Origin of the sequence: Bacillus sp. FSL R5-0560 (assembly GCF_037966305.1) — a bacterium.
Lineage (GTDB): Bacteria > Bacillota > Bacilli > Bacillales > Bacillaceae > Bacillus > Bacillus mojavensis.
On sequence record NZ_CP150195.1, the window covers coordinates 3,190,186 to 3,207,354 of the forward strand.

Annotated in this window: 18 protein-coding genes; 14 read left to right on the plus strand and 4 right to left on the minus strand. The window is 44.4% G+C overall.

The genetic code is table 11. The annotated features are described in order from the left end of the window. Positions 1 to 6: 6 nt before the first annotated feature. Positions 7 to 564 carry a YufK family protein gene (locus tag NST56_RS16865; RefSeq protein WP_268471507.1) on the minus strand — a complete coding sequence of 186 codons (558 nt, stop codon included), beginning with the start codon at positions 562 to 564 and terminating at the stop codon, positions 7 to 9. A gap of 177 nt (positions 565 to 741) precedes the next feature. Here NST56_RS16865 and maeL point away from each other — a divergent pair, with 177 nt between their 5' ends. The 7 genes from maeL (at position 742) to maeN (ending at position 9,754) form a co-directional block, all read left to right on the plus strand. Then, positions 742 to 2,343, plus strand: coding sequence for a two-component system sensor histidine kinase MaeL (gene maeL / locus NST56_RS16870; protein ID WP_029441167.1), 1,602 nt, complete (start codon positions 742 to 744; stop codon positions 2,341 to 2,343). Then, entirely contained in the window at positions 2,336 to 3,043 is a 708-nt protein-coding gene (gene maeM, locus NST56_RS16875) for a two-component system response regulator MaeM (RefSeq protein ID WP_010331675.1), read from the plus strand. Before maeL ends, maeM begins: the two co-directional genes overlap by 8 nt. Before the next feature lie 469 nt (positions 3,044 to 3,512). Next, the gene (nupN, locus tag NST56_RS16880) at positions 3,513 to 4,592 is read left to right on the plus strand and encodes a guanosine ABC transporter substrate-binding protein NupN (protein ID WP_339177917.1); all 1,080 of its coding nucleotides are present in this window, start codon (positions 3,513 to 3,515) and stop codon (positions 4,590 to 4,592) included. Positions 4,593 to 4,722: 130 nt separating this feature from the next. Continuing rightward, the gene (locus NST56_RS16885; protein ID WP_339177920.1) at positions 4,723 to 6,255 is read left to right on the plus strand and encodes an ABC transporter ATP-binding protein; all 1,533 of its coding nucleotides are present in this window, start codon (positions 4,723 to 4,725) and stop codon (positions 6,253 to 6,255) included. Beyond that, complete coding sequence (locus NST56_RS16890) at positions 6,248 to 7,294, plus strand: ABC transporter permease (protein ID WP_339177923.1); 1,047 nt, start codon at positions 6,248 to 6,250, stop codon at positions 7,292 to 7,294. Before NST56_RS16885 ends, NST56_RS16890 begins: the two co-directional genes overlap by 8 nt. Continuing rightward, complete coding sequence (gene nupQ / locus NST56_RS16895; protein WP_010331679.1) at positions 7,295 to 8,254, plus strand: guanosine ABC transporter permease NupQ; 960 nt, start codon at positions 7,295 to 7,297, stop codon at positions 8,252 to 8,254. A 153-nt stretch (positions 8,255 to 8,407) separates the two neighbouring features. Continuing rightward, positions 8,408 to 9,754, plus strand: a complete 1,347-nt coding sequence (maeN, locus tag NST56_RS16900) for a sodium/malate symporter MaeN (protein ID WP_229149082.1) — start codon at positions 8,408 to 8,410, stop codon at positions 9,752 to 9,754. Between the two features lie 36 nt (positions 9,755 to 9,790). Here the strand turns inward: maeN and NST56_RS16905 are convergent, their stop codons facing one another. Beyond that, complete coding sequence (locus NST56_RS16905) at positions 9,791 to 10,006, minus strand: hypothetical protein (protein WP_010331681.1); 216 nt, start codon at positions 10,004 to 10,006, stop codon at positions 9,791 to 9,793. 233 nt (positions 10,007 to 10,239) lie between these two features. Here NST56_RS16905 and NST56_RS16910 point away from each other — a divergent pair, with 233 nt between their 5' ends. From NST56_RS16910 to mnhG, 7 genes are read left to right on the plus strand one after another with little or no spacing between them, the layout of a single operon-like run. Next, on the plus strand, positions 10,240 to 12,645 hold the full coding sequence (locus NST56_RS16910; protein ID WP_010331682.1) for a Na+/H+ antiporter subunit A: 2,406 nt from the start codon (positions 10,240 to 10,242) through the stop codon (positions 12,643 to 12,645). Further along, the gene (locus NST56_RS16915; protein WP_024122673.1) at positions 12,638 to 13,069 is read left to right on the plus strand and encodes a Na(+)/H(+) antiporter subunit B; all 432 of its coding nucleotides are present in this window, start codon (positions 12,638 to 12,640) and stop codon (positions 13,067 to 13,069) included. Before NST56_RS16910 ends, NST56_RS16915 begins: the two co-directional genes overlap by 8 nt. After that, entirely contained in the window at positions 13,069 to 13,410 is a 342-nt protein-coding gene (locus NST56_RS16920; protein ID WP_010331684.1) for a Na(+)/H(+) antiporter subunit C, read from the plus strand. The genes NST56_RS16915 and NST56_RS16920 overlap by 1 nt, the downstream gene beginning before the upstream one ends. Then, positions 13,403 to 14,884: a Na+/H+ antiporter subunit D gene (locus NST56_RS16925; protein ID WP_326334359.1), complete on the plus strand. Its 1,482-nt coding sequence runs from the start codon at positions 13,403 to 13,405 to the stop codon at positions 14,882 to 14,884. Before NST56_RS16920 ends, NST56_RS16925 begins: the two co-directional genes overlap by 8 nt. A 5-nt stretch (positions 14,885 to 14,889) precedes the next feature. Next, on the plus strand, positions 14,890 to 15,366 hold the full coding sequence (locus NST56_RS16930) for a Na+/H+ antiporter subunit E (protein ID WP_010331686.1): 477 nt from the start codon (positions 14,890 to 14,892) through the stop codon (positions 15,364 to 15,366). Continuing rightward, positions 15,366 to 15,650 carry a Na(+)/H(+) antiporter subunit F1 gene (locus NST56_RS16935; RefSeq protein ID WP_024122677.1) on the plus strand — a complete coding sequence of 95 codons (285 nt, stop codon included), beginning with the start codon at positions 15,366 to 15,368 and terminating at the stop codon, positions 15,648 to 15,650. Before NST56_RS16930 ends, NST56_RS16935 begins: the two co-directional genes overlap by 1 nt. Next, a complete protein-coding gene (mnhG, locus tag NST56_RS16940) occupies positions 15,634 to 16,008 on the plus strand; it encodes a monovalent cation/H(+) antiporter subunit G (RefSeq protein ID WP_010331688.1) in 375 nt (124 codons plus the stop codon). The genes NST56_RS16935 and mnhG overlap by 17 nt, the downstream gene beginning before the upstream one ends. Before the next feature lie 38 nt (positions 16,009 to 16,046). On the opposite strand, the gene NST56_RS16945 is transcribed toward mnhG, so the two are convergent. Continuing rightward, complete coding sequence (locus tag NST56_RS16945) at positions 16,047 to 16,427, minus strand: hotdog fold thioesterase (protein ID WP_339177933.1); 381 nt, start codon at positions 16,425 to 16,427, stop codon at positions 16,047 to 16,049. 17 nt (positions 16,428 to 16,444) lie between these two features. Next, the gene (comA, locus tag NST56_RS16950) at positions 16,445 to 17,089 is read right to left on the minus strand and encodes a two-component system response regulator ComA (protein ID WP_010331690.1); all 645 of its coding nucleotides are present in this window, start codon (positions 17,087 to 17,089) and stop codon (positions 16,445 to 16,447) included. Between the last annotated feature and the right edge of the window lie 80 nt (positions 17,090 to 17,169).

The window sequence follows — 17,169 nt, forward strand, 5'->3', positions numbered from 1 at the left end:
GCTAGCTTACACAGGTAAGCTAGCCATTATGCTATTATAAAGCTTGATAAATATGAACAGAATACCGATAACAAAGGTAAACCAAAACAGCAGTTCCATTAGAATGAATCCGACCAATGACATGATAGAAAGTGTTGAATAAATCCTGTAAACAACGAACACAAAGTAAGCAAGTGTAACAACTGCAAACCAGATCACAATCCAGATGACATTTTGCAATAGCACAAAGGATACGATCCCGCCGCCTAAATAAATGATAGAGCCCATTCTGATTGTTTTCAGGTTGTTTCCTTCAGGATCATTTGCGAAAAACAGCAGTGACAGCTCAGTCACGGTATTCGCAATTAATTTCAGAGCGGACAGAACCATAAAATATAAAAGCGCAAAAGCCGCAAATAACGCTAGTCTGATTCCTTTCTCTGAGAAGTAATCGAGCATTCCATCGTACATTCCAAATGAAGAAAGCATCTTCAATGCATAGAGTGAGGTTGAAATGGATAAAGACGAACTAAAAAGCAGGATCGCAATCAGCGGAAAGTATCCTGTCAAATAAGTATTTTTCATATAAAAAAGTCCCTTTCTATAATCTACCTCATTTATTATGGAGGACTTAAAACACATTGACAAGATAAATTATTCCATTTTTTCTCCTTTTTACGAATTACGGTCCCAAATCTTCACAAAGCGCCATTTTGAGAGTAAAGTAGTACGCAGGAATCATAAAACGTAAGGAAGTTTTATATGAAAAAAACATTAAAACTGCAAACCAGACTCACCATATTTGTCTGCATCGTTGTGTTAATCGCACTGCTCATCACCTTTTTTACTGTTGGTGCCCAAACCTCTAAAAGGATACGTGATCAGGAAAGAGACACAGCCCTGCAAACTGCTGAAATGGTTGCCGACGCACCGATCACTGCCTCCGCTTTGGAGAGCGGAAAAAAACAGAAGGAACTGCTCAGCTATACGCTGGACGTCCAGAAAATTACCGGCACAGAATTTGTCGTCGTTATGGATATGAACGGCATTCGCAGAACCCATCCGGATCGCAGCAAAATCGGAAAAAAATTCAGCGGCGGGGATGAAGCCGAAGTATTAAAAGGACATGTCCATATCAGCACCGCCTCAGGCACGCTTGGGAAATCGCAGAGAGCGTTTGTGCCTGTCTATGCCAAGAATGGAAAACAAGTCGGAGCCGTTGCGGTTGGCATCACAGTGAATGAAATTGACGAAGTCATCAGCCACAGCTTACGGCCGCTCTATTTTATTATTTGTGTCAGTATATTCGTCGGCGTCATCGGGGCTGTTATCGTCGCACGTACGGTGAAAAATATCATGTACGGACTTGAACCATATGAAATCGCGACACTTCTTCAAGAACGGAGCGCCATGCTTGAATCAACGAAAGAAGGCATACTCGCTGTCGATGAGCACGGCAAAATCAAGCTTGCCAATGCGGAAGCGAAGCGTCTTTTCATTAAAATGGGCATAGAAACAAATCCCGTCGATCAGGATGTCAATGACATCCTGCCAAAAAGCCGCCTGAAAAATGTCATTGAGACCAGAAAACCTCTTCAAGACAGAGATGTGCGCATTAACGGATTAGAGCTTGTATTTAATGAAGTGCCCATCCAGCTGAAAGGACAAACCGTCGGAGCGATTGCGACATTCCGGGACAAAACCGAGGTAAAACATTTAGCTGAACAGCTTTCCGGTGTTAAAATGTATGCAAACGCACTGAGAGCGCAGTCTCATGAATTTATGAACAAACTGCATGTGATATTAGGTCTCGTCCAGCTGAAAGAGTATGACGATCTTGGAGATTATATTAAAGATATTGCCATTCAGCAAAAATCAGAAACAAGTGAAATCATAAATGATGTCAAAAGCTCCGTACTGGCCGGTTTTCTGTTGGGAAAGCAGAGTTACATACGAGAGCAGGGCGCAAATCTCGATATTGAATGCAGCGGGGTTATTCCAAATGCAGCAGATCCTTCAGTCATTCATGAATTGATTACGATTATCGGAAATCTGATCAACAATGCCTTAGATGCTGTTGCCAATATGCCGAAAAAACAAATCACGATGTCCATGCGATTTCATGACAAAATATTGGACATCGAAATTACCGATACAGGAGCCGGCATGTCTGAAGAAGACCAAGTCAAGGTATTCGAACAAGGCTATTCAACAAAGGGCAAAAACCGGGGATTCGGCCTTTATTTCACCCAGCAAAGCATGGAGAATTTGAAGGGTCAAATGATTATCACCAGCGAAAAAAATGAAGGAACCACATTCAGTCTTCGAATCCCGTACGAACCGAAGGAGGAAAACCATGATTAATGTACTAATAGTTGAAGATGACCCCATGGTGGGTGAATTAAATAAACGATATTTAAGCCAAATAGAAGGCTTTCAGCTGAAAGGAATCGCCTCTTCCTTTCAAAGCGCTCTGCATATTTTAGGCGAGCATCACATCGACCTCATTTTGCTTGATATTTACATGCCGGGTAAAAACGGGCTTGAGCTGCTGACGGAATTAAGAGCGCAAAATGAAGCGGTTGACGTGATTGTCATCTCTGCGGCAAGCGAGCTGGACGTCATCAAAAAAACACTTCGTTACGGAGCTGTGGATTACTTAATCAAACCGTTTGAATTTGAACGTTTTCAGACTGCCCTTTCTGATTACAGACGAAAACAAAAAGTCTATTCCACCCACCGAAACATGAGCCAAAAAGAATTGGACGCGGAACTGTTTCATAAGAAGGAAGCGACAGAAAAAGTGCATCTGCCAAAAGGGCTGACAAAAAGCACGCTGAAGCTGATTTGGTCCAGCATACAATCCTTTGAAAACGAATCCTTTACGACAGAAGACCTGGCGAATCATACTGAAATATCTCAAGTATCCATCCGAAAATACTTAAAATTTCTTGAGGATATACAGGTTCTGAATGTCGAAATGGCGTACGGAACGATCGGGAGACCGGTGTTTCAGTACAATGTCAATACAGCCAACCTTAACGGAATTAAGCAATATTTATAAAAAAACGCACTGTTCATATCGAGCAGTGCGTTTTTCTCTGTCACATCTTTTGCCAAGCTGCTTGAACCTTTCGCCAATAAGCTATACAAAAATAATAAAGGACTTTTCGGCATATTTGAAATACAATTCTAAAAATACATATTTTTTAAAAAATTATGCGTAATTCTATTTATTTCTTGTATGTAAAATGATAAATTATGATTGGTTAGTTGATCCCTAGACTAAGTCATAAGTCACACTTCAGAAAGAGATGTCACGGTTTTCCGCCCGGAACACCTTCCGCATCCTTCTCTTCCCCGCCTTTCGAAGGAAACACCCACATCACACTTACTAAGGGAAGATCAGAACTGTCTCAGCTCATTCTAATTGTTATTATCTGAAAATTTTATCGATTCTAAGAATTGAGTGAGGCATCCATCCCATGACTGACCGGATCAGCTCAGGCCAAATTTTTCTGGGGGGTTATATCTTGAAGAAACGCAAAATCGGATTGGCGATGTCACTTGTCATCGCAGCGGGCACCATTTTAGGAGCGTGCGGAAACAGCGAAAAAAGCAGCGGTAACAGTGAAGGCAAAAACAGATTCAGTGTGGCGATGGTTACCGACATTGGCGGGGTGGATGACAAATCTTTTAACCAATCAGCATGGGAAGGCATCCAAGCCTTCGGTAAAGATAATGGTCTGGAAAAAGGAAAAAACGGATACGACTACCTGCAATCTAAATCAGATGCAGATTATACAACAAACTTAAATAAATTAGCGCGTGAGCATTTCGACTTGATCTATGGCGTCGGCTACTTGATGGAAGATTCAATCAGTGAAATCGCCGATCAGCGCAAAAATACAAACTTTGCGATTATTGACGCAGTCGTCGATAAAGACAACGTCGCAAGCATTACGTTTAAAGAGCAGGAAGGCTCATTTCTTGTCGGAGTGGCCGCAGCCTTAACAAGCAAATCAGGAAAAATCGGATTTGTGGGCGGCATGGAATCCGAGTTAATCAAAAAATTCGAAGTCGGCTTCCGTGCAGGGGTTCAGGCCGTAAAACCTGACGCAACTGTCCAGGTGAAGTATGCAGGCGGATTCGATAAAGCGGACGTTGGAAAAGCAACCGCCGAGAGCATGTATAAGTCAGGCGTTGATGTGATTTACCACTCCGCAGGCGCCACCGGCACAGGTGTCTTTACAGAAGCCAAGAACCTGAAAAAAGAAGACCCGAAGCGTGACGTTTGGGTGATCGGAGTCGATAAAGATCAATACGCAGAAGGCCAAGTAGAAGGAACAGACGATAACGTCACCCTTACTTCCATGGTCAAAAAGGTTGATACAGCAGTTGAAGATTTAACGAAGAAAGCAAGCGAAGGCAAATTCCCCGGCGGAGAAACGCTTACATACGGGCTTGATCAAGACGGAGTCGGCATTTCTTCCTCTAAACAAAACCTATCGGATGATGTAATCAAAGCGGTTGATGATTGGAAGAAAAAAATTATCGACGGACTAGAAGTGCCGGGAACAGAGAAAGAGCTGAAAAATTTCAAAGCTGAATAAGAATCGCGGGGATAAGGAGAAGAGCCCTTATCCCTTGTTTTTCTTTCAGAGCAAAGCTGCACATTTCCTTGCGGCTTTTCTATTGCCAGTCTCTAATTTAATAGCATGAAAAAAAGGAGCGGTCAATTCTGTGGAATATGTCATTGAAATGCTCAATATACGCAAGGAGTTTCCCGGTATCGTCGCAAATGACAACATTAATCTTCAGGTCAAAAAAGGCGAAATCCACGCGCTGCTCGGTGAAAACGGAGCGGGCAAATCAACTTTGATGAACGTCCTGTTCGGGCTGTATCAGCCAGAACAGGGAGAAATTCGGGTCCGCGGTGAGAAGGTGCACATCAACAGCCCGAACAAAGCGAATGATCTCGGAATCGGCATGGTGCATCAGCATTTTATGCTTGTCGATACATTTACAGTTGCTGAAAACATTATTCTCGGGAAGGAGCCGAAAAAGCTCGGGCAGATTGACCGAAAACGGGCTGTCCGAGAGGTTCAGGACATTTCCGACCGATACGGACTTCAAATTAATCCCGAGGCAAAGGTAGCAGACATATCCGTCGGCATGCAGCAGCGTGCAGAAATATTAAAAACCCTCTACCGCGGGGCTGACATCCTGATTTTTGATGAACCGACAGCTGTGTTGACGCCTCATGAAATCAAAGAGCTCATTCAAATTATGAAGAACCTCGTCAATGAGGGAAAATCAATTATCTTAATCACCCATAAACTGAAAGAAATCATGGAGGTTTGTGACCGCGTTACCATTATCCGCAAAGGAAAAGGCATCAAAACACTGGATGTCCGGGATACACATCAAGACGAGCTCGCCAGTCTGATGGTCGGCCGCGAGGTATTGTTCAAAACAGAAAAAAAAGCGGCTCAGCCGGGATCTGCAGTGCTGGCGATTGATAGAATTACCGTAAAAGATACTCGCGGAGTAGAAGCTGTAAAGGATTTGTCGCTCTCTGTCAATGCCGGAGAAATTGTCGGCATAGCCGGCGTTGACGGAAACGGACAGTCAGAGCTGATTGAAGCGATTACAGGACTCCGAAAAACGGAGTCTGGAACCATTTCCCTAAACGGAAAACAGATACAAAACCTGACGCCGAGAAACGTAACGGAGTCAGGAATCGGGCATATTCCGCAGGACCGCCACAAACACGGTCTCGTCCTGGATTTTCCAATCGGTGAAAATATCGTGCTCCAAAGCTATTACAAAAAGCCTTATTCAGCATTCGGTGTTTTACATAAAGGCGAAATGTATAAGAAAGCCCGCAGCGTGATCAGCGAGTACGATGTCAGAACCCCCGATGAATATACTCACGCGCGGGCGTTGTCAGGCGGAAACCAGCAAAAAGCAATTATCGGAAGGGAAATTGACCGAAATCCTGACTTGTTAATCGCAGCCCAGCCGACTCGCGGCCTTGATGTTGGAGCGATTGAATTTGTCCATAAAAAACTCATTGAACAGCGTGATGCCGGAAAAGCCGTTCTTCTTTTATCGTTTGAGCTTGATGAAATCATGAATCTCAGTGACAGAATCGCCGTCATTTTTGAAGGCAGCATTATATCCAGCGTTAATCCGCTGGATACCACTGAGCAAGAGCTCGGCCTCTTGATGGCGGGAAGCACGCAAAGGGAAGCGGGGAAAGCAAATGGTTAAACGACTCTCTCATTTACTCGTGCCGCTCATTGCGATCATGCTCGGCTTGCTGGCCGGCGCACTTATTATGCTTGCGAGCGGATACAGTGTGACCAGCGGCTATTCCGCTTTATGGAATGGGATATTTGGAGAAACCTATTACATCGGGGAAACCGTCCGGCAGATTACACCTTATATTTTATCCGGATTAGCTGTTGCTTTCGCATTCCGAACCGGACTTTTCAATATCGGGGTAGAGGGACAGCTGCTAGTGGGCTGGACAGCTGCCGTTTGGGTCGGAACGGCGTTTGACGGACCTGCTTATATTCATATGCCGCTTGCACTGCTCACAGCGGCTGCAGCAGGCGGTTTATGGGGATTTATTCCCGGCTTTTTAAAAGCACGGTTCTATGTTCACGAGGTCATTGTCACTATTATGATGAATTATATCGCACTGCATATGACCAATTATTTGATTTCAAAAGTCATGACAGACAATCAGGATAAGACGGAAAAAATTCACGAATCCGCCTCACTTCGCTCGCCGTTTCTTGAGCAGATTACGGACTATTCAAGGCTTCACTGGGGGATCGTCATCGCCCTTCTCGCAGCTGTTATTATGTGGTTTATGATTAACAAAACAACGAAAGGCTTTGAGCTTCGGGCAGTCGGATTCAATCAGCACGCGTCTCAGTACGCCGGTATGAGCGTGCGGAAGAATATTATGACCTCCATGCTCATTTCAGGAGCTTTTGCAGGCCTTGCAGGTGCCATGGAAGGTCTGGGAACGTTTGAATACGCAGCTGTCAAAGGCGCATTTACCGGCGTCGGCTTTGACGGTATTGCCGTCGCTCTCCTGGGTGGGAACACTGCAGCCGGTGTTGTGCTTGCGGCAGCTTTGCTTGGCGGCCTCAAAATCGGAGCGTTAAATATGCCAATTGAATCAGGCGTACCTTCTGAGGTTGTCGATATTGTGATTGCCATTATCATTCTGTTTGTTGCTTCAAGCTATGCCATTCGTTTTGTCGCGAATAAGTTGAAGAAAAAGGGGGCGAACTAAGTGGACGTTCTGCAGATTTTATCAATCATTGTCCCGGCCACACTCGTATACGCAGCCCCGCTTATTTTAACTGCTCTCGGCGGCGTATTTTCCGAGAGATCAGGCGTTGTCAATATCGGTCTCGAAGGCCTCATGATTATCGGAGCATTCACCAGTGTTTTATTCAATTTATTTTTAGGCCCTGAATTGGGAGCCGCGGCGCCATGGCTCTCACTCGTTGCCGCCATGGCAGCCGGCGCGCTGTTTTCACTGATTCACGCGGCAGCGGCGATATCGTTTCGCGCAGATCAGACAGTCAGCGGCGTCGCCATTAATATGCTGGCGCTTGGGGCTACTTTATTTATCGTAAAGCTGATTTACGGAAAAGCGCAAACAGACAAAATTCCCGAGCCTTTTTATAAAACGAGTATTCCCGGCTTGAGCGACATCCCTGTATTGGGAAAAATCTTCTTTTCAGATGTCTATTATACGTCTATTCTCGCAATTGTCCTGGCCTTTATTTCGTGGTTTATCTTGTTTAAAACGCCGTTCGGCCTCCGTATTCGTTCCGTCGGAGAACATCCGATGGCGGCCGATACTATGGGGATCAATGTCTACAAAATGCGCTATATCGGCGTGATGATCAGCGGATTGTTCGGCGGCCTCGGGGGCGGCGTATATGCGTCAACCATTGCGCTCGACTTTACGCATTCTACCATTTCCGGGCAAGGGTTTATCGCACTCGCGGCACTTGTATTCGGAAAATGGCATCCGATCGGCGCACTCGGCGCCGCCCTGTTTTTCGGATTCGCCCAAAGCTTAAGCATCATCGGCTCTCTGCTCCCTCTTTTTAAGGACATACCGAATGTATATATGCTGATTGCCCCTTACGTATTAACCATTCTGGCCTTAACCGGCTTTATCGGACGCGCAGATGCGCCAAAAGCAAACGGTGTGCCTTATATCAAAGGAAAACGGTAAGCATATCTCCCTGGGAAGCGGCTTCTCAGGGATTTTTTCTGATCCAAAATACCCTCTTAATTTAATTGTTTATTAATTATTTAACTTAAAAAAATATTCTTTGTTAGCGCTTTCTTGTAGACTGTAACAAACAATACATGGGGGTGTACGACAATGGGAGCAATTCACAAAACAGAGGAAGTTTTACCTGAGCACAAAGACACACAGGAGAAAAGCCTGTTTAAAAAAATATGGACCTGGGAAATCGGCGTAATTCCTCTCCCATTATATACAGCATTAGCTGTCATTATTATTCTTTCGGCTTATTACAACGAGCTGCCCGCAAACATGCTGGGCGGGTTTGCCATCATTATGATTTTAGGTGTCTTTCTTGGCGATATCGGCCAGCGGATTCCGATTTTGAAGGATATTGGCGGTCCTGCTATTCTATCTTTGTTTGTGCCATCTTTTTTAGTTTTTTATAATGTGTTGAATCCATCATCATTAGATGCTGTTACCAATTTAATGAAAACATCTAACTTTCTTTATTTCTATATCGCTTGTCTTGTTGTAGGAAGCATTCTTGGAATGAACAGAACTGTTTTAATACAGGGATTCATCAGAATGTTCGTTCCTTTAGTAGCGGGCACAATTGCGGCGGTTGCGGCTGGCGTGCTCGTCGGATTCATCTTCGGCTACAGTGCCTATGATTCCTTTTTCTTTGTTGTTGTGCCGATTATTGCCGGGGGAATAGGTGAAGGAATTTTGCCTCTCTCGATTGCTTATTCGCAAATATTGGGGTCTTCCGCTGATGTGTATGTGTCGCAGCTGGTTCCTGCCGCTATCATTGGAAACGTTTTCGCTATTATCTGTGCCGCTTTAATGAAAAAACTGGGCGAAAAACGTCCTGACCTAAACGGCAATGGGCGTCTCGTTAAATCTAAGAAAGCAAACGATATTTTCAATCAAAAAGAGGCTGAAGCTAAAATTGACTTTAAACTGATGGGAGCCGGAGTTCTGCTCGCCTGTACGTTCTTTATTTTCGGCGGTTTACTGGAGAAATTTATCTTCATCCCAGGCGCTATTTTAATGATTATTTCAGCAGCCGCAATCAAATATGCAAATATCCTTCCGAAAAAAATGGAGGATGGCGCATATCAGCTTTATAAGTTTATTTCATCAAGCTTTACATGGCCGCTTATGGTAGGCCTCGGGATTCTCTTTATCCCTTTAGATGACGTGGCATCTGTGATTTCTATTCCGTTTGTCATCATTTGTATTTCAGTTGTCGTTGCCATGATTTCTTCCGGATACTTTGTAGGCAAACTGATGAACATGTACCCTGTTGAATCCGCAATCGTGACCTGCTGTCACAGCGGTCTCGGCGGAACGGGAGATGTCGCCATTTTGTCCGCTTCAGGAAGAATGGGCCTTATGCCATTCGCCCAAATTTCTACCCGCCTCGGCGGAGCAGGAACTGTCATTTGCGCGACAATTTTACTTCGCTTTTTCACTTCATAATCAGAAAAAGAGTTCCGTTTTAGACGGAACTCTTTTTTATTTGTTCACAATCCGCATATACTCCCTGGACCCAAACGGCCTATCCTTAGATTCCGCCTCACTCATGTTAGTTGACAGGTGGTGCTCCAATAAATACAGTTCCCAATCATCATTGTCTGCCACACGGGCACGGCCGTCATACTGATTCAGCATGAATGCCCCTGCAAATATCGAGCAGAATAAACCTGAGCACATAAGGACCTTTCTCTTCACATGATCAGCTCCTTACATACAGCTTGATCAGGAGCGATTTTAAATATACAAATGATCTGATTTTTGTTAAACTTATTTTGAGGTCAAAAGAACTCGTAAAATTCAATCGCGGAAGGTTGAAGCATGGCGGCTTCCAAAAAAGTGCGATATAATTTGGACTGGGTCGTTTGACCGTATATTCTAATTATTTATACATAGAACAAGTTTCAATTAGAGAAAAGGAGGTCTTGTCTTTGCAGCTCTTACATTTTGCTATTTTATCGCCTTTTGTATTTGCTTTTATCATTCCCTTTCTGGCAAAATACGCAAAAAGAGTGCATACGGGCTGGTTTGTTCTGATCCTGCCCGTCTTGCTGTTTATATACTTTCTTCCAATGATCAGAATGACTCAATCGGGAGAAACATTACGATCGGTATTGGAGTGGATTCCTTCATTAGGCATTAACTTTACCGTTTATGTAGACGGTCTCGGACTGCTATTCGCCTTACTGATAACAGGGATCGGCTCGTTGGTCACTCTTTACAGTATCTTTTATTTATCGAAAGAAAAAGAACAGCTTGGGCCTTTTTATGTCTATTTATTAATGTTCATGGGCGCCATGCTCGGTGTTGTTCTTGTTGACAACGTCATGGTTCTCTACATGTTTTGGGAGCTTACCAGCCTTTCGTCCTTTTTGCTGATTGGATATTGGTACAAGCGTGAAAAATCTCGCTACGGCGCAGCAAAATCGCTCTTGATTACGGTAAGCGGCGGACTGTGTATGCTGGGAGGATTCATTCTCCTTTATCTGATCACAGATTCATTCAGTATCAGAGAAATGATCAATCAGGTTCAGTTGATTGCCGGCCATGATTTATTTATTCCGGCGATGATTTTGATTTTACTAGGCGCATTTACAAAGTCCGCCCAGTTTCCTTTTTACATTTGGCTGCCTGATGCCATGGAAGCGCCGACGCCTGTCAGCGCGTATCTCCATTCAGCCACGATGGTCAAAGCGGGAATTTATGTGATTGCACGATTCAGTCCGATTTTCGCCTTTTCAGCTCAGTGGTTTTGGATTGTTTCTCTCGTCGGGATTTTTACCATGGTTTGGGGTTCATTCCATGCCGTCAAACAAACCGACTTAAAATCCATTTTGGCGTTTTCAACGGTCAGCCAGCTCGGCATGATCATCTCGATGCTTGGTGTCAGCGCTGCAGCCCTGCATTACGGCCATACAGAGTATTACACAGTTGCCGCCATGGCTGCCATTTTCCATCTCATCAATCATGCTACCTTTAAAGGAAGCTTGTTTATGGCAGTCGGCATCATTGATCATGAAACAGGCACTCGGGATGTCAGAAAACTCGGCGGACTGATGGCGATTATGCCGATTACATTTACGATCTCCTTGATCGGCACATTCTCAATGGCTGGTCTCCCGCCGTTTAACGGATTTCTGAGTAAAGAAATGTTTTTCACCAGCATGCTTCGTGTGACACATGTCGATTTGTTCAACGTCCAGACGTGGGGAGCGCTGTTCCCTGTCCTCGCTTGGGCAGGAAGTGTGTTTACATTTATCTACAGCATGAAACTGCTGTTTAAAACATTTAAAGGCAATTACCAGCCTGAAAAACTCGAAAAACAGGCTCATGAAGCGCCGATTGGTATGCTCGTATCACCTGTCATTCTTGTTGCGCTCGCTGTCAGTCTCTTCTTTTTCCCGAATATATTGTCCTACAGCTTGATAGAGCCTGCGATGAATTCGATCTATCCGACACTGCTGGACAGCCATGAGAAGTTTCATGTTCATATTTCGCAGTGGCATGGGTTTACAGCCGAAGTCCTGATGACACTGGGCATTATCGTTGTCGGTACGATCGGATACTTGACGATGAATAGGTGGAAAGCGATCTATAAGCTGTTTCCATCGAAACTCACGCTCAATCGGTTATATGAGAAGCTCCTGACCATCATGGAAAAAGGCTCTTATCGAGTGACAAAACAATATATGACCGGATTTTTACGGGATTATCTTCTGTATATCTTCGCTGGATTTATCATTCTGATGAGCGGGGCTCTCGTTTTGAAAGGCGGATTTTCCTTTACAACTGAGGGGATGGCGAAAATCGGCATATTCGAAATGATTCTGACACTTGTGATGATCAGCGCGACAGCGGCGACTGTATTTGCCAGATCCAGACTGACGGCGATTATTTCACTTGGTGTTGTCGGTTATACACTTGCATTGTTTTTTGTTATTTTCAGAGCGCCCGATTTGGCTTTGACCCAGCTGGTCATTGAGACGATTTCCGTCGCCCTGTTTCTGCTTTGTTTCTATCATTTGCCGAAACTGCGGCTGAAAAAGAAAACGAGAACGTTCCGAATGACAAACTTTATCATCGCTTTAGGAGTCGGCATGATTGTCACCCTGCTCGGTATCGCATCCTCAAGCCAGCGGACAAAAGACAGTATCGCCTCCTACTTTACAAAGCACAGCCATGATCTAGGCGGAGGAGATAATGTCGTCAATGTCATTCTCGTTGATTTCAGGGGTTTTGATACAATGTTTGAAATTACGGTATTAACGATTGCCGCTCTCGGCATCTTCAGCATGATTAAAACAAAAGTAAAAGAGGAGGGGAAAAGCGGTGAATGAACAAAAAACAAATGACCTTATTTTGCAGACCGTTACAAAGCTTGTATCCTTTATCATTTTGCTTTTCTCTTTCTATTTATTTTTATCAGGCCATAACGCGCCTGGAGGAGGATTTGTCGGCGGGCTAATCACATCCTCTTCCATCGTTTTGCTGCTGCTGGCTTATGATTTAAAAACCGTGCGTTCCATTTTGCCGGTTAATTTCATTTACGTCGCGGGAGCCGGTCTTCTGCTCGCTGTCTTAACAGGAGTTGGCTCCTTTGTCTTCGGGGCGCCCTTCTTAACCCACACATTCGGCTACTTTCATCTGCCGATTTTAGGGAAAACGGAGCTTGCCACGGCGACACTTTTTGATTTAGGCGTTTATCTAGTAGTCGTAGGCATTACGATGACCATTATTCAAACGATTGGAGAGGAAGAATAATGGAAATCTTAATGGCTGTTACGGCCGGTATTATATTTATGGCCGCTACCTATTTGCTGCTGTCTAAAAGCCTGCTTCGGGTCATTATCGGTACAGCGCTTTTAAGCCACGGCGTTCATTTAATGCTTTTAACTATGGGAGGATTAAAAAAAGGCGCCGCTCCGATTTTGAGCGAGCATGCCAAGTCATTTGTCGATCCGCTTCCGCAAGCCCTGATTTTGACCGCTATTGTCATTTCTTTTGGGGTTACATCCTTCATCCTCGTCATGGCGTTTCGGGCCTATCAGGAATTGAAATCGGACAATATGGATCAAATGAGGGGAAATGATCAACATGAATAATTTTGTTATATTGCCAATCCTGATCCCGCTCTTGTCGGCCATTCTGCTGATTTTCATGAACAAACACATCATGCTCATGCGGATCTTCAGCACTGCTGCATCCGCACTCGGGATTGTGATCAGTGCTTTACTCGTACAGACCGTTTTTACAAACGGCATTCAGACACTGAATTTGGGCGGCTGGAAAGCCCCCTACGGAATTGTGCTTGTTGCAGATCAATTTGCCAGCCTGCTCGTTCTCACAACGGCAGTTATCGGCTTATTGGTTGTGCTTTATTCCTTCCGTTCTATCGGTGAGAAACGGGAAAAAGCCTTTTATTACTCCGGCGTGCAGTTTTTGCTGGCCGGGGTAAGCGGAGCGTTTTTAACAGGCGATTTATTTAATATGTACGTATTTTTCGAGCTTCTGCTGATCGCTTCTTATATGCTGATTGTATTAGGCGGCACAAAAATTCAGCTGCGGGAATCGATTAAATACATTGTGTTTAATATCGTGTCATCAGCATTGTTTGTCATCGGCGTAGGCTTTTTATACGCTGTGACCGGTACCTTAAACATGGCGGATTTAAGTGTGAGAATCAGCGAATCCGGCCAAACTGGGCTGATTACTGTAATCGGCGTCCTGTTACTCATCGTGTTTGGTATGAAGGGCGGAATCTTCCCTCTTTACTTTTGGCTTCCCGGCTCTTATTACGCTCCTCCGGCAGCCATCTCCGCATTGTTCGGCGCATTGCTGACAAAGGTCGGATTATATGCGATCACAAGAGTGTTTACACTGATTTTCATTCACGATACAGCGTTTACCCACCAGCTGATGATATGGCTCGCGGCTCTCACTGTCATCTTCGGTGTCATCGGTTCACTTGCCTATCAGAATGTCATGAAAATCGTGATCTATAACATTATTACCGCTGTCGGCGTTATTTTGTTCGGTGTTGCAGTTCATACGCCGGCATCCATTCAAGGTGCGATTTACTATCTGATTCACGACATGCTGATTAAAGGCGCATTATTTATGCTGGCAGGCACGCTGATCGCTTTGACTGGAACAGCAAGCCTTCAACGAATGGGCGGGCTGATCAAGCGATACCCCATTCTTGGATGGATGTTCTTCATTTCGGCTATATCTCTTGCCGGCATCCCGCCTCTCAGCGGATTTGTAGGCAAATTTAAAATTGCGGAAGGCGGCTTCGCTGAGGGTGAATTTACGATTTCCATGCTGATCCTGCTTTCAAGCCTGCTCGTCCTGTATTCCGTGTTGAGGATCTTTATTCATGCGTTTTGGGGCGAAGAAAAAGAAACACCAAAGCAAAATCTTAGAACAGCTAAAGGACTTCTATATCCGGCAGCTATTTTTCTCTTCCTGTCTCTTCTCTTCGGATTGGGTACAGAATGGGTGTCACCGTACGTTGATCAAGCGGCCGAGACATTGCTGAATCCGGAAAAATATATTGAAGCTGTTTTGAAGGAGTAGATCGCATGGCATTTCAAATTTTATTAAATGTGTTTCTTGCTTTTTGCTGGATGTTCCTGAGCAATGATGGAAGCGCCGCCGGATTCATTACAGGCTTTATCCTGGGAATGATCTCCCTCTTTTTCTTCCGGCGCTTCCTTGCTCATCCGTTTTATCTCTGGAAAATGTTTTCGATTATCAAACTTTTTTTGATCTTTATAAGGGAATTATACCTTGCCAACGTCAGTGTGCTGAAAACAGTCCTATCGCCAAAACTGGATATCAAACCAGGCATATTCGCATTTAAAACGGAACTGACAACGGATTGGGAAATTACCCTGCTTTCACTGCTTATTACATTAACACCGGGAACATTGGTAATGGATATTTCCGATGACCGGACCATTCTCTATATTCACGCGATGGATATTGAGGATGCCGAAAAAGCGATTTTTGATATTCGTGAGTCATTTGAAAAAGCCATACAGGAGGTGAGCCGCTGATGTTTACGTTAATCCTTCAAATCGCGCTCGGCATTATGGCGGTGTCCACCCTGTTGTATGTCGTTCGCGTCATCAAAGGGCCGACTGTTCCTGACCGCGTTGTGGCTCTGGATGCAATCGGCATTAATCTGATAGCGATGACAGCGCTTGTCTCCATCCTGCTGAATACAAGTATTTTTCTTGATATCATATTATTGCTGGGTATTTTGTCTTTTATCGGAACCATTGCGTTTTCTAAATTCTTAGAGAAAGGGGAGATTATCGAAAATGATCGTGATCGCTAAAATAGCAGTGGCAATATTGATCCTAATGGGGGCGCTAATTTGTCTTGTGGCTTCCTTCGGGACGCTTCGCCTTCCCGATATGTACACACGCTCTCACGCTGCTTCTAAAGGCTCAACGTTAGGCGTCAATATGATTCTGCTCGGTGTCTTCTTCTTTTTGTGGTTTATAACAGGAGAGATATCGGCAAAAATTCTGCTCGGAATTTTCTTTATCTTTATCACGTCGCCGGTCGGGGGACACTTGATCTGCCGAGCTGCGTACAACTCTGGCGTCAAGCTGGATGAAAGAAGTGTACAGGATGACTATAACGGAATCAGAAACTTTGTGATTAAACGAAAAGAGGATTCTTACCTATAAAAATGAGCAGCCGGACAGGCAGAGTTCCGGCTGTTTTTTTATTTTGTGATGACAGCCAGCGTGCATCTGGATATACAGATCAGCCTTTCTTGCTCGTCATAAATGTGAACCTGATACACAATGGTCGTTCTGCCTTTATGAACGGGCTCGGCTACGGCCTTTACCGTTCCTTCCTTGACAGATTTCAGATGATTGGCGTTGATCTCCAAACCGACACATACTTGTGTACTAGAATCGATTAGATGCTGCGCACCCACGCTCGCCGCAGTTTCCGCAAGAGCCACTGAAGCGCCTCCATGCAAATAACCAAAGGGCTGGACTGTCCGGTGATCTACCGGCATCACTGCCACGCAGCGTTCCGCTGTGCTTTCTACAATTTCAATTCCCAGCGCGCCAAGCAATGTATGTTTCATATCCATAGTTTACACTCCCTTATTTAAAGCACACCGTCTGATTTTGCAATCAACACCGCTTCCGTCCGGGAACCGACATTAAGCTTGTTGAAAATCGACGTCAGGCTGTATTCAATGGACCGCTTGCTTAAATGAAGCGCATCTGCAATTTCTTGGTTGGTAAAACCTTTTTCAACTTCTTGAAGAATCAGGCATTCTCTTGGTGTGAGCACATCTTGTTCTTTTTGAGAGGAAGGGGCCGGCTTTGTTTTTTGCTGAGTCATCAGCTGTTTAAAGTAAGCGAAATCGACTAAAATTTCTCCGTTGAGCACGTGATATATGTATTGGGTGATCTTTTCCTTTGATTCGGTTTTGCTGATGGCGCCGTGCAGACCCGCACGAATCGCTTCCTCAAAATAATCCTCGACCTCATAACCGGTATATACGATAATTTTACAATGAGGATTCTCTTGTAAAATCTGTTTAGAAAGCTCCATCCCATTGACATCGCCGCCTAAGTTCAAATCCATTAAAATGAGATCATATGATGAGAAATCATGCTGGCGTATGAACTGTTCGCTGGGTTCAGGACTGAGACAATCAACAGACAAATTCGAATCCGTTTCCAAAATTGTCTTGGTGCCTTCCATGACAGCCGGATGGTCATCAATCACTAGTATCTTTTTCATGTTTTCCTCCCTTTTACTCACTCATTTCCATTTTATAAAAAAGACTTGGCTTATGCCAAGTCGTTTCCGTTATAAAACCA

Bases quoted from the DNA above. Each gene is read 5' to 3' on its own strand.
- NST56_RS16865 (WP_268471507.1), bottom strand. From the start codon at position 564: ATGAAAAATACTTATTTGACAGGATACTTTCCGCTGATTGCGATCCTG.
- maeL (WP_029441167.1), top strand. From the start codon at position 742: ATGAAAAAAACATTAAAACTGCAAACCAGACTCACCATATTTGTCTGC.
- maeM (WP_010331675.1), top strand. From the start codon at position 2,336: ATGATTAATGTACTAATAGTTGAAGATGACCCCATGGTGGGTGAATTA.
- NST56_RS16890 (WP_339177923.1), top strand. From the start codon at position 6,248: ATGGTTAAACGACTCTCTCATTTACTCGTGCCGCTCATTGCGATCATG.
- maeN (WP_229149082.1), top strand. From the start codon at position 8,408: ATGGGAGCAATTCACAAAACAGAGGAAGTTTTACCTGAGCACAAAGAC.
- NST56_RS16920 (WP_010331684.1), top strand. From the start codon at position 13,069: ATGGAAATCTTAATGGCTGTTACGGCCGGTATTATATTTATGGCCGCT.
- NST56_RS16925 (WP_326334359.1), top strand. From the start codon at position 13,403: ATGAATAATTTTGTTATATTGCCAATCCTGATCCCGCTCTTGTCGGCC.
- NST56_RS16930 (WP_010331686.1), top strand. From the start codon at position 14,890: ATGGCATTTCAAATTTTATTAAATGTGTTTCTTGCTTTTTGCTGGATG.
- NST56_RS16935 (WP_024122677.1), top strand. From the start codon at position 15,366: ATGTTTACGTTAATCCTTCAAATCGCGCTCGGCATTATGGCGGTGTCC.
- mnhG (WP_010331688.1), top strand. From the start codon at position 15,634: ATGATCGTGATCGCTAAAATAGCAGTGGCAATATTGATCCTAATGGGG.
- NST56_RS16945 (WP_339177933.1), bottom strand. From the start codon at position 16,427: ATGGATATGAAACATACATTGCTTGGCGCGCTGGGAATTGAAATTGTA.
- comA (WP_010331690.1), bottom strand. From the start codon at position 17,089: ATGAAAAAGATACTAGTGATTGATGACCATCCGGCTGTCATGGAAGGC.